Genomic DNA, 10973 nt, shown 5'->3' with positions numbered 1-10973 from the left:
TCAGTGACGGCGGATCAGCAGCGCACGGATCTGCTGCGCGGTCTCGCCGTCGACTTCCGCGAGCATCCGCACCTTGCCGGCTACCAGCGCCGCCAGCGGCGCTCCGTCTCGATAGAGCAGGCGGTTGCCGGTCACCGCCGGCACCCGTTCGCCGGGTAGCAGGCCGCCGACCAGGTTCAACGGATCGACTGCCGACACCACCAGCATCGCCCCATCCGGCGGTCGCTTGCGCACCTCGCGCAACAGGCCGACCGCTTCCGCCAAGGCGAACTGCTCGCCGGCCAGGCCGGCGATGAAGCGCCCGCCGCGAATCTCGCCGCGCGCTTCCAGGCGATGGTAGACGCGCAGCAACTCGCGCCACGGCGGCAGCCAGTCGGCCTCGCGCTCCAGCAGGCGCCAGGCGACCACCCCATAGCGCCGCAGCAAGGTCCGGGCGACATGTTCGAGAACCTCCGCCGGCAAACGCTGCCCCGCCTCTTCCGCCTTCGCCCGGCGCAGCGGCGCCCAGCGCCCGGCGTCCTGCATGCCGCCCGGCAGGCCGCGCGAGCGGCGCTCCTGGCGGCTGCGCTTGTCCGCCGGCATCAGCAGGGTGCGCAGCCCGGCGAAGCTGTCGGCGTTGACCCGGCCGACCGAGACCAGCTCGCCGAGGGCGTTCTCCAGCTCGCTGCGCAGCAGGTGGGCATCCTGGCTCAGTTCGTCGAAGAACGATGCACCCTGCTCGCGCAGCACCTCCAGTACCCTGGCCGCGCGCGGCGACAGTTCCGGCTCCGGCGCGTCGCGCTGCAGGACGCTCCAGAGCCCCAGCTCGCGGCGCGGCAGGAGCACGATCGGCGCGCTGCGCAGCGGACCGCCGGCGGCCTTGCTGCGTCCGGCCAGGCGCGCCCAGACGATGCGTCCGGAACGGCACAGCTGGTCCAGCCAATGGCTGGCGTAGTCGGCCACCCGCGCTGCCAGCAGTTCGCTTTCCCAGGCGGCCGCCGCGGCCTGGAAGCCTTCCAGCTGCTCGACCACCGTAGCCAGGGACTCCGCACCCCGGCCACGGGTGCCCGGCGCCAGGCGCTGCCAGTCGAACAGGAAACGCATGAAATCGGCGCGCTCCACCGGCTCGATTTCCCGGCGCAGGCGCTTCACCGTATAGCGATGGATGCGCGCCAGCAGATGGCGTTCGCACCACTCCTCTTCCGTCGCGCCAGGACTGAAGCGGCCACGCAGCACATAGCCTTCGCGCTCCAGGGCGGCCAAGGCGTACTGCTGGTCGGCCAGGCCGATGCCCAGGTCGGCCGCCAACTGCCCGGCCGTGCGTGGCCCGAAGCCACCCAGGCGGGCGCGGGTCAGCTCCACGGTCGCCGCTTCCGCCGAGTCCGGCGGCGGATAGCCGCGAGGCGCCTGGAAAGCGTCGGGCACCTTCGCCGCGGGATGCACCAGGCGCATCGCCGGCAGGCGCTCCGCCGCCAGCCAGAGAGTGCTGCCTGCGCAGTCCAGGCGTCCGGCGCGGCGTTGCTCCGACAGTTGCGCAAGCCATTCCCCCCAGCCCGGATTGGCCTCGGCCTCGCCCGAGGTGAGGAAGCCCAGGCTGTTCAGCGCCTCATGCATCTCGTCGGCGTTGCGCGCTTCCGGCCAGGCCTCGCCACGCACCGCCTCGATCGCCTCAAGGTCCAGGGCGCCGAGGTCGTCGGCGGACTCGGGATCGCTCCAGCGGCGATTCTGTACCGCCTGGGTACGCCGCTCCTCCAGCGGCGCATCGTCGAGATAGGCGTAGGGACGCGCGGTCAGTATCTCCGCCGCCAACGCCGAAGGCGCCGGCAGGTCGCGCGCCAGCAAGTCCACCGCGCCGCTCTCCATGTCGCGCAGCAGGGCCAGCCAGCCCTCGCAATCCATCGCCTCGTGCAGGCAGTCGTCGAGGGTCTGCGCCACCAGCGGGTGATCGGGCACCTCGCGCTCGCCGACGATATTCTCCAGGCACGCCACCTGGTCGGGGAACACGCTGGCCAGCAGATCCTCGCTCTTCATCCGCAGCAGTTGCGGCGGCACCTTGCGACCGCCGGCATAGCGCGGCAAACCGAGCGAGGTGGTCAGGTTCCAGCGCCAGCGCACGCCGAACAGCGGCGCGTCGAGCACGGCCTGTACCAACAGGTGCTCGGCGCTCGCCGAATGCAGGTAGCGCCAGACCTCGTCGAGGGGAAAGCTGTGGCTGGTGGACAGCGAGAGGATGATCGCGTCCTCGGTGGCCGCCGCCTGCAGCTCGAAGTTGAAGCTGCGGCAGAAACGCTTGCGCAGCGCCAGGCCCCAGGCGCGGTTGAGGCGGCTGCCGTGGGGACTGTGGATGATCAGTTGCATGCCGCCGGATTCGTCGAAGAAGCGTTCCATCACCAGCCGCCGGCTCCCGGGCAGGCCACCCAGGGCCTGGCGGGCGCGGGCCAGGTACTCGACGATCTGCCGCGCGGCGCCATCGTCCAGCCCGAGGGTGGCGCCGAGCCAGGCGATGGCTGGCTCCAGCCGCTGCCCTTCCGGCAATGCCTGGCCTTCGCCGAGCAGCTCGTCGAGGGTGTCGTGCAGGCGCGCCACGCTGGCCGACAGCTCGTCGCTGCGCCCCGGCGCCTCACCCAGCCAGAACGGAATGTTCGGCGGCTGGCCCTGGGCGTCCTCGACCCGTACCCGTCCCGGCTCGATGCGGATGATCCGGTACGAGGTGTTGCCCAGCTGGAACACATCGCCGGCCAGGCTCTCCACCGCGAAATCTTCGTTGACCGTCCCCACCAGCAGGCCCTGCGGCTCCAGCAGCACGCTGTAGTCGCCGGTATCGGGAATGGTCCCGCCCGAGGTCAGCGCGGTCAGCCGCGCGCCACGGCGGCCACGGAGCAGGCCGTTGAGCGCATCGCGATGGAGATAGGCGCCGCGCACGCCGAGGCGTGAGTGGTAGCCCTCGGCGAGCATCCGCAGGACTTCGTCGAAGCGCTCGCGCTCCAGCCCGGCGTAGGGTTCGGCGCGGATCACCAGGCGATAGAGGTCGTCCTCGCGCCACTCCTGGCAGGCCACTTCGGCGACGATCTGCTGCGCCAGCACGTCCAGCGGCTGGCGTGGCAGCACCAGGCTGTCCAGCTCGCCACGGCGCACGCTGTCGAGCAGCGCCGCGCATTCCACCAGGTCGTCGCGGGAGGTCGGGAACAACCGGCCCTTGGGGGTGCCGCCGACACTGTGCCCGGAACGCCCGACCCGTTGCAGGAAGGCGGCGATGGAGCGCGGCGACGACAACTGGCAGACCAACTCGACGTCGCCGATATCGATGCCCAGCTCCAGCGAGGCGGTCGCCACCAGTACCTTCAATTGCCCGGCCTTGAGGCGCTGCTCGGCATCCAGGCGCAGCTCCTTGGCCAGGCTGCCGTGGTGGGCCGCCACCTGGCGGCTGCCGAGGCGTTCGGCGAGGAAGCGGGTGACCCGCTCGGCCATGCGCCGGGTGTTGACGAACACCAGGGTGGTGCGGTGCTCGCCGGCCAGGTGCGCCAGGCGGTCGTAGACCAGCTCCCAGGTGTCGTTGGACATCACCGCTTCCAGCGCCACCGGCGGTACCTCGATGCCCAGGTCGCGGGGGCGCGTATAGCCGATGTCGACGATCCGGCAGGCCGGATCGCGCGGATTGCCGCTGGCGCCGACGAGGAAGCGCGCGACCTTCTCGATCGGTTTCTGCGTGGCGGACAGCCCGATCCGCAGCAGCGGTCGCGGACACAGCGCCTGCAGGCGCTCCAGCGACAGCGCCAGGTGGCTGCCGCGCTTGCTGCCGGCCAGGGCATGGATCTCGTCGACGATCACGCTGCGCACCCCGGCAAGCATCTGCCGGCCCGACTCCGAGCCGAGCAGGATGTACAGCGATTCGGGCGTGGTGACCAGGATGTGCGGCGGGCGCTTGCGCATCGCTCCGCGTTCGACCTGCGGCGTATCGCCGGTGCGCACCGCGCTACGGATATCGACGTCGGGCAGGCCGAGACGCGCCAGTTCCTCGCGGATGCCAGCCAGCGGTTGCTCCAGGTTGATGCGGATGTCGTTGGACAGCGCTTTCAGCGGCGAGACATAGACCACCTGGGTAGCATCCGCCAACTCGCCGCCGGCGGCCAGCCCCTCCACCACCAGGGCATCGATGGCGGCGAGGAAGGCGGTCAGGGTCTTGCCCGAACCGGTGGGCGCGGCGACCAGGGTCGAAAGCCCCTCGCGGATCGCCGGCCAGGCCTCGACCTGGGCCGGCGTGGGCGCGGCGAAGTGGCGTTCGAACCACTGGCGGACGGCGGGATGGAACTCCGCCAGGGGCCGCGGAGCCGGCTCGGCGCGGCGGGCGGAAGAGGATGAAATAGGCATCATGCTCCGCACTATGGTGGCGCCGCGGGCGACTCACAAGCCCCGCCGATCGCCCGTCGGGCGCAGTTTCAGAGCCCGGCGACGAAACGGTCGAAGCGCTCGGCGTGCAGCGCTTCGCTGCCGTTCTCCTCGAGCAGCCGGCGAGCCTCGGCGGCCTTCGGCGTCTCGCCGCCGATCAGGCCGAGCAGGCGCTCGCCGCGCGGCGTGAGGACGAAGTTCTCGCCATTGCCGCCCTGCTCTTCCGGACGCGGCTCGATGAAGCCGCCCTCCAGCAGGATCGCCTCGTAGTCGGCGGCCTTCTGCTTCAACGCATCCATGTCGCCGACCCGCTGCCCGGCCTGGGAGCGTTCCTCGGCCAGGCGTTCGGCATGGGCGCGCGGGGCGAAGTTCTCATGGGCGGACTGCCGGACCTCCAGCAGCAACCGTTCGACCAGATCCCAATCGTGAGTCATGGCATACCTCCTGCGGCATAAGCAACGAGGGTCCTTCGCACCCTCTCTATGCGTGCGACCCGCAACCCGCCGCGAGGGTTCGAATCGGTCGCCGTCCGGCGTTGCGGCTGAACTTTGTCGGCTCGACCGGGCTCCACCGCTCAGGACCACCCCACAGGAGTACGCCATGAAACCGCTTTTCGCCCTCGCCAGCGCCTGCGCCTTGCTGGTCGCCACGCCGGTCTTCGCCTGTTCCGAAGCGGAGGCGGAAAAGATGGGCAAGGAAGTCGCCACCAAGGTCGCCTCGATCACCCAGAAGAACCCGCAACGGGCCAGGGAACTCAACGAGCAGTTGCGCCAGCGCCAGGAAGCCCGCTCGGAACAAAACCGGCCGAGCGATTGCGATGCCTACGCGCAGATGCTCAAGGAACTGGATCAGGAAAAAGGTGACGTACAGCGCAACACTTCGCAGTGATCCGCCGGTTCGGGGTGCGGCGGCCCGGGACGGCGGGGTCCGGCGCCCGTGACGGGCGCGCCACCCACCCCGCCTGAGTCACTGAGACAGGCGCGGGCCGAACAGCACGACGCTGGCACCGACCACGCACAAGGCCACGCCCAGCCAGTCGCTCCATAGCGGCCGCGAGCGCTCGACAAAAGCCAGCCAGAACAGCGACGCGGCGACGTAGATGCCGCCATAGGCGGCATAGGCGCGGCCGGCGTAGCTGGCCTCCACGCGGGTCAGCAGCAAGGCGAACAGGGTCAGGCTGAGCAGGCCGGGCAGCACCCACAGGGCGCTCTTGCCCAGCCGCAGCCAGAGATAGAAAGCGTAGCAGCCGGCGATCTCGCAGAACGCCGCGAGGACGAACCAGAAGTAGTTGATCACCGCCGCCCGCCCTCCCGCTCCCAGGCGCAGCGGACCTGCAGGTCGCTCTCCTGGGGGGTATGGAAGCCACGCTCGGACTCCCAGCGAAAGGTATGGCTGCCGTTCACTTCGGTCTCCAGGTGGACCACCGCGCTGGCCCAGTAGAGGCGCCTGAGCAACGCCTCGAACTGCTCGACCCACAGGCTCCACTCGTATTCGATGGCCTGGTAGCTGGCACCGAAGTGGATGATCTGGGTCTGGTAGAGCCCGGCCCCGGACTGCTCGCAGCGGCTGAACATCTCGCGTCCGAGGAACGGCCAGGCCTCGCCGCCCGGCAGGCTGTCCAGCACGCGGCGGTTGGCGGCACGACGCATGCGCCGCTCCATCGAATCGCCCGGCCAGTCGCGGATGCAGCCATAGACGATGGATTCAGACTCCACAGGGGTACTCCAGAACAGAACGGACTCGCAGAGGCAGCCTTCTAGCACAGGGCGCGAGGGCGGAAAAGCAAAAAGCCTCGCAAATGAGCGAGGCTTCTTGTGGGGTCCAACGTACTTCGGCAGGCAGGCCGGTGACTCAAGCTACTCGATCGCACCGCCTTGGGCAAGCACTATCTGCGCCGCACCGCAATGGTGCAAAGCCGCGCCCCTGCTGGCCTGCAGCCATTTCCACTCAGGCCTGGCGCTGACGCTTGGCCTGCATCTTGCCGGCCATCGCGGTCATCTCGTCATAGATCGCCTGGGGATTCTGCTGCTTGATCCTCCAGGCCATCCGCGCCTGCTCGTGGGGCAGGATCAGGAAACTGCCCTTGGCCACTTCGGCGTGGATGTAGTCGGCGATGTCGGCGGCGCTGATCGGCGAACTCTCCAGCAACTTGCCGACCTGGTGCTTCATCTCGGGGCTCGGGCCGCGGAAAGAGTCCAGCAGGTTGGTCTGGAAGAACGAAGGACAGACCACATGGACGCCGACCTCGACCAGCGCCAGCTCTACCAGCAGGCTTTCCGAAAGCGCCACCACCCCGGCCTTGGCCACGTTGTAGTTGCTCATCGCCGGGCCCTGCATCAACGCCGCCATCGAGGCGATGTTGACGATCTTGCCCTTGCTTCGCTCCAGCAACGGCAGGAAGGCCTTGCAGCCCTTGACCACGCCCATCAGGTTGATCGCGATCTGCCAGTCCCAGTCCTCCAGGGACAACTCGCCGAAGAAGCCGCCGGAGGCCACCCCGGCGTTGTTGACGATGACGTCGATGCCGCCGAACTTCTCCTCGCAGCTCTGCGCCAGCGCGGTCAGTTGACTGTAGTCGCGTACGTCGCAACGCTGGGTGAAGCCATCGCCACCCGCCTCGCGCACCAGTTTCAGGCTTTCCGCCAGGCCGGCCTCGTTGACGTCGGCCAGCGCCAGGCGCCAGCCGTCACGCGCCCAGCGCAGGGCGATTTCGCGCCCCAGCCCGGAGCCGGCACCGGTGATCATCATGCGGTTTTGCATAGGGGGTCCTGCCTTCCTGTTCGTGTGATGAAGGCCAGTGTAACCAAGGGTTTCAGCGCCCTCCGGCTAAATCAGGAAGCTGAATGCCTCGGGCAAACCCGGACATGCCGGGCCGCGCGAGGGGCTCAGGCGAGCAGCAGGACGCAGAGCTTGCCCAGGACCAGGGCGATGCCGCAGGAAACCAGCAGGTAGGAGGCGCCATCGAGACGCCGGCGGTACAACTGGGCGAAGGAACCCACGTGATGCTGCAGGACGAACATTCCCAGTGCCACCAGGATCGCCGGGATCAGGAAGACGAATTGCCAGAAGTGTTCGACCGCCAGCGTCGCTTCGCCGTCGTCCGCGAGCAGCAGGGCGCCCCCCAGCAACTGGCCCAGCAACAGCAGCCCCCCGACGCCAATACAGGCACGTCCCCAGCCGATCATCAGTCCCTCCCAGAGCGTTTCCGAGGGACCAGCATAGCCAGATGCCGCCATGCGATCTGTGCCCTGGGTCAAGCTGGGCGGCCCGCCCGGACATCCACCAGGCAATTTCATGACGCGGGTAACATCCTGCGGAAACGAGCCCCGCCCGCCGGACGGGGCCCGACCGCCTCAGAACACGTACTGCAGGCGCATCACCAGGCCATCGCCGCTATCGTCGCCGTTGGCATTGCTGATCTTGTCGGTCTTCGCCTTGACGTAGTTGGCGGAAACCTTCACCGCCTCGTTGGCGTACCAGTTGACGCCCAGGGTATGGGTCTTGCCCTTGGCGTCGCCGACCTCGCGGGTGGCGCTGTCGACGACGATGTTGTCATCCTCGACCTTGATCGAGTCGTAGCGGTAGAACAGCTCCCAGGCGCCGATTTCCTTGTTCTCCGGCTTGATGGTGTCGAACTTGGCGCCGTCCAGCTTGTAGAGGCGCGGCTCGCCGGTGAGGGTGTAGGCCAGTTGCGCGTAATAGCCGGAGGCCTTGAGATCCTCGCGGTCGCGCTCGGCCTTGACCGTGCGCCGCAGGTACTCGGCCTGGGCCGAGAAGGCACCTAGCGCCCAGGCGCCTTCCAGGCCCCAGACCGAGTCGTCCTTCCACAGCCCCTCGACTGCCGAACTGCCGCCGAACAGACCGCGGTTGCCATTGCTGCCGGCATCGTTGCCGCCATTGGTGGAGACGCCGCGCATGCCCATGCGCGGGCGGATCCGGGTATCCACCGCGCTGTCCTCCAGGTCGCGATAGGCGTATTGCAGGCCCAGGTGCACCACGTTGCCCGGCTCGTGCAGCGGCGCGAACACGCCGCGCAGGTTGTAGCGCTTGACGCTGTCGCCGTCGGTATCGTTGTTGTTCTCGCTGAACACGCTGCCCGAGAGGAAAGCCATGCCGCCCACCACCGAGCTGGCCTGGATACCGGTACCGACGTTGTCGTTGACCCAGTCGGCGATGTCGTAGGTGAGGTTGCGCTCCAGCGCGGTGACCCATTTGGAGCTGGTGGCCTTTTCCAGGCCGAAGTCGGTGTAGAAGCGGCCGAACTTCAGGTTGACCGGGTTGAAGCCGGTATAGGTGACCGAAGCTTCGTCAAAGTAGCCGGCGCTGTCGTTGCCGACGTTGCGCGACAGGTCGTAGTTGATCTGGTACTTCCAGTCCCGGTAGGCGGTGCCGCCGAACTCCAGGTAGGCGCGGCGGAAGTAGGCGGCATCGGCGGTATTGCCGTTGTTCGTGTAGTAGCCGTCGAAGCGGCCGTAGTCGGCCTGCAGGCGGCCGCCGAGCTTGAAGCTGAATTCCTTGTCGGTGGTGGCGACTTCGAGGCCGCCCTTGGTCTTGATCACGATGTCGGCACCGTCGGTGGTCACGGTCCCGGCCAGGCTCTGCGCGGAAATCGCCAGGCCCAGCAAACTCCAGGCAACACTGCTCCCCACCCCTTTGCACGAGTGTCTGCGAATCATCAGGTAAGTCCCCTGTTCGGATTTCGAATGGTCTTGAGCAGCGCGGAAACGGCCGGTTCTGTCGCCGGCCGGCGCTGCTGGAGGGGGATCATCTGGATGGGTTGTGACAGCGAGACTGCAAAGCGCGAAAGCTTTTGTGACAGGCAGCCGGATAGCGCCTGGATGAGGCCGTCGGATAAGGGCGCAGGCCTAGAGGCATCAGGTCCGGGCGACAGATGTAACAGTTTATTTCATATATTGCGGCAACCTTGCGAAGATTGCATGACTGCAATGAAAATCAAGAGTTTCTGCCGATAACCGTCTGGCTTTCGGATATTCCTGCCAGTACCTGCGGGTGGACCTGTAACGAAAGAAAGACCCGGTTGCAGGCTGCCAACATCGCCACAACCGGGTAAGGAAGCGATTAAAAAGACCTCGCCGGAGCGAGGCCGAAAACAGGAGCAGATCGTTGTCGCTTCTTAGAACACGTACTGCAAACGGGTCACGAAGCCGTCGCCGTCATCGTCGCCATTGTTGTTGGTGATCTTGTCGGTCTTCGCCTTGACGTAGGCCGCGCTGATCTTCACCGCATCGTTGACGTACCAGTTCACGCCCAGGTTGTGGGCCTTGGCCTTGGTGTCGCCGACTTCGCGAGTGGCGGTATCGGCGACCACGTTGTCGTCTTCCACCTTGATGTTGTCGTAGCGGTAGAACACTTCCCAGGCGCCGATTTCCTTGTTTTCCGGCTTGACGGAGTCGAACTTGGCACCTTCCAGCTTGTACTGGCGGGACTCGCCGGTCAGGGTGTAGGCCAGTTGCGCGTAGTAACCCTTGGCCTTGATGTCCTTGTAGGCGTTGTCATCGGCCTTCAGCTTGCGTGCCAGGTATTCGGCCTGGGCCGAGAACGGGCCCATTGCCCAGGCGCCTTCCAGGCCCCAGACGCTATCGTCCTTGTAGGAACCGGCCGGCGAGTTGGAGACACCGCCGAAGGTCGCGCGGTTGCCGTTGTCGCCGGCGTCGTTGCCGCCGCTGGTGGCGATGCCGCGCATGCCCAGGCGCGGACGGATGCGCGAGTCGAAGGCGGTGTCGTCGAGGTCGCGGTAGGCATAGTTCACGCCGACATGGAGAACATTGCCGGCTTCGTGCATCGGCGCGAACACGCCGCGGAAGTTGAACTGCTTGACGCTGTCGCCGTCGCTGTCGTCGGCGTCCTTGGCGGATACGCCGGCGGACAGGTAGGCCATGTCGGCGAGGGTCGAGTTGACCTGGGCGCCCATGCCGTCCTGGTGGGTGTTGATCCAGTCGGCCAGTTCGTAGGCGGCGTTACGCTCGGGAGCGGTCACCCACTTGGAGCTGGTGGCCTTTTCCAGGCCGAAGTCGGGGTCGAAGCGACCGAACTTCAGGTTGACCGGGTTGAAGCCGGTGTAGGTGACCGAAGCTTCGTCGAAATAGCCGTTGTCGGAGCTGCCGGTGTTGTGCGACAGGTCGAAGTTGATCTGGTATTTCCAGTCCTTGTACGCGGTGCCGCCGAGTTCGATGAAGGCGCGGCGGAAGTAGGCGGCATCGGCGGTGTTGCCATTCTTGGTATAGAAACCGTCGAAACGGCTGTAGTCGGCCTGCAGGCGACCGCCCAGCTTGAAGCTGAATTCCTTGTCGGTGGTGGCGACTTCGAGGCCACCCTTGGTCTTGATCACGATATCGGCGCCGTCGGTGGTCACGGTGCCGGCGAACGCCTGGGCAGATACGGCCAGAGCCAGAGCGCTGGCAACGAAGCCGAGCGAGTGCTTACGGATCATCGAAGATTTCCCCTTAATGGTGTGTGCATTGGCAACACGCGAGTGCCTGGCTACAGCGCGCCCCTTGTTCCGCGCTGGCCGTAAGGCGGCCCCTTTGTGTTGGGGGGAATCTTGGCGATGGCAGATTGCAGCCAAATTGCATGGAGATAAATGTTTC

At 67.0% G+C, this 10973-nt stretch carries 9 protein-coding genes; 1 reads left to right on the top strand and 8 read right to left on the bottom strand.

The features are described 5' to 3' along the window. Both FHW81_RS05065 and FHW81_RS05060 read right to left on the bottom strand, forming a co-directional pair. Positions 1-4347: a DEAD/DEAH box helicase gene (locus FHW81_RS05065; protein ID WP_023129597.1), complete on the bottom strand. Its 4347-nt coding sequence runs from the start codon at positions 4345-4347 to the stop codon at positions 1-3. 68 nt (positions 4348-4415) lie between these two features. Beyond that, positions 4416-4799 (bottom strand): hypothetical protein, encoded by a 384-nt coding sequence (locus FHW81_RS05060; protein ID WP_003091614.1) that lies wholly within the window; start codon positions 4797-4799, stop codon positions 4416-4418. A 166-nt stretch (positions 4800-4965) separates the two neighbouring features. Here FHW81_RS05060 and FHW81_RS05055 point away from each other — a divergent pair, with 166 nt between their 5' ends. Next, positions 4966-5253: a hypothetical protein gene (locus tag FHW81_RS05055; RefSeq protein ID WP_003091615.1), complete on the top strand. Its 288-nt coding sequence runs from the start codon at positions 4966-4968 to the stop codon at positions 5251-5253. 78 nt (positions 5254-5331) lie between these two features. Here the strand turns inward: FHW81_RS05055 and FHW81_RS05050 are convergent, their stop codons facing one another. The 6 genes from FHW81_RS05050 to oprO form a co-directional block, all read right to left on the bottom strand. Next, positions 5332-5661, bottom strand: a complete 330-nt coding sequence (locus FHW81_RS05050) for a YnfA family protein (RefSeq protein ID WP_003111657.1) — start codon at positions 5659-5661, stop codon at positions 5332-5334. Next, the gene (locus tag FHW81_RS05045) at positions 5658-6080 is read right to left on the bottom strand and encodes a hypothetical protein (protein WP_003091617.1); all 423 of its coding nucleotides are present in this window, start codon (positions 6078-6080) and stop codon (positions 5658-5660) included. Before FHW81_RS05045 ends, FHW81_RS05050 begins: the two co-directional genes overlap by 4 nt. A 232-nt stretch (positions 6081-6312) precedes the next feature. After that, a complete protein-coding gene (locus FHW81_RS05040) occupies positions 6313-7125 on the bottom strand; it encodes an SDR family oxidoreductase (RefSeq protein WP_003091619.1) in 813 nt (270 codons plus the stop codon). 125 nt (positions 7126-7250) lie between these two features. Continuing rightward, entirely contained in the window at positions 7251-7550 is a 300-nt protein-coding gene (locus tag FHW81_RS05035) for a hypothetical protein (protein WP_003091621.1), read from the bottom strand. A gap of 168 nt (positions 7551-7718) precedes the next feature. Continuing rightward, positions 7719-9041, bottom strand: a complete 1323-nt coding sequence (gene oprP, locus FHW81_RS05030) for an outer membrane porin OprP (RefSeq protein WP_003119678.1) — start codon at positions 9039-9041, stop codon at positions 7719-7721. 458 nt (positions 9042-9499) lie between these two features. Continuing rightward, positions 9500-10816: an outer membrane porin OprO gene (gene oprO / locus FHW81_RS05025; protein ID WP_003104423.1), complete on the bottom strand. Its 1317-nt coding sequence runs from the start codon at positions 10814-10816 to the stop codon at positions 9500-9502. Positions 10817-10973: the final 157 nt, after the last annotated feature.

The organism is Pseudomonas sp. RC10-4-2 (genome assembly GCF_050433085.1).
In the GTDB taxonomy this organism is placed as follows: domain Bacteria; phylum Pseudomonadota; class Gammaproteobacteria; order Pseudomonadales; family Pseudomonadaceae; genus Pseudomonas; species Pseudomonas aeruginosa.
Note: the sequence above shows the minus strand (reverse complement) of the source record. Positions and strands in the feature narration are given on the sequence as shown.

Coding starts and splice junctions, on each gene's coding strand:
- FHW81_RS05065 (WP_023129597.1), bottom strand. CDS start 4,347: ATGCCTATTTCATCCTCTTCCGCCCGCCGCGCCGAGCCGGCTCCGCGG.
- FHW81_RS05060 (WP_003091614.1), bottom strand. CDS start 4,799: ATGACTCACGATTGGGATCTGGTCGAACGGTTGCTGCTGGAGGTCCGG.
- FHW81_RS05055 (WP_003091615.1), top strand. CDS start 4,966: ATGAAACCGCTTTTCGCCCTCGCCAGCGCCTGCGCCTTGCTGGTCGCC.
- FHW81_RS05040 (WP_003091619.1), bottom strand. CDS start 7,125: ATGCAAAACCGCATGATGATCACCGGTGCCGGCTCCGGGCTGGGGCGC.
- FHW81_RS05035 (WP_003091621.1), bottom strand. CDS start 7,550: ATGATCGGCTGGGGACGTGCCTGTATTGGCGTCGGGGGGCTGCTGTTG.
- oprP (WP_003119678.1), bottom strand. CDS start 9,041: ATGATTCGCAGACACTCGTGCAAAGGGGTGGGGAGCAGTGTTGCCTGG.
- oprO (WP_003104423.1), bottom strand. CDS start 10,816: ATGATCCGTAAGCACTCGCTCGGCTTCGTTGCCAGCGCTCTGGCTCTG.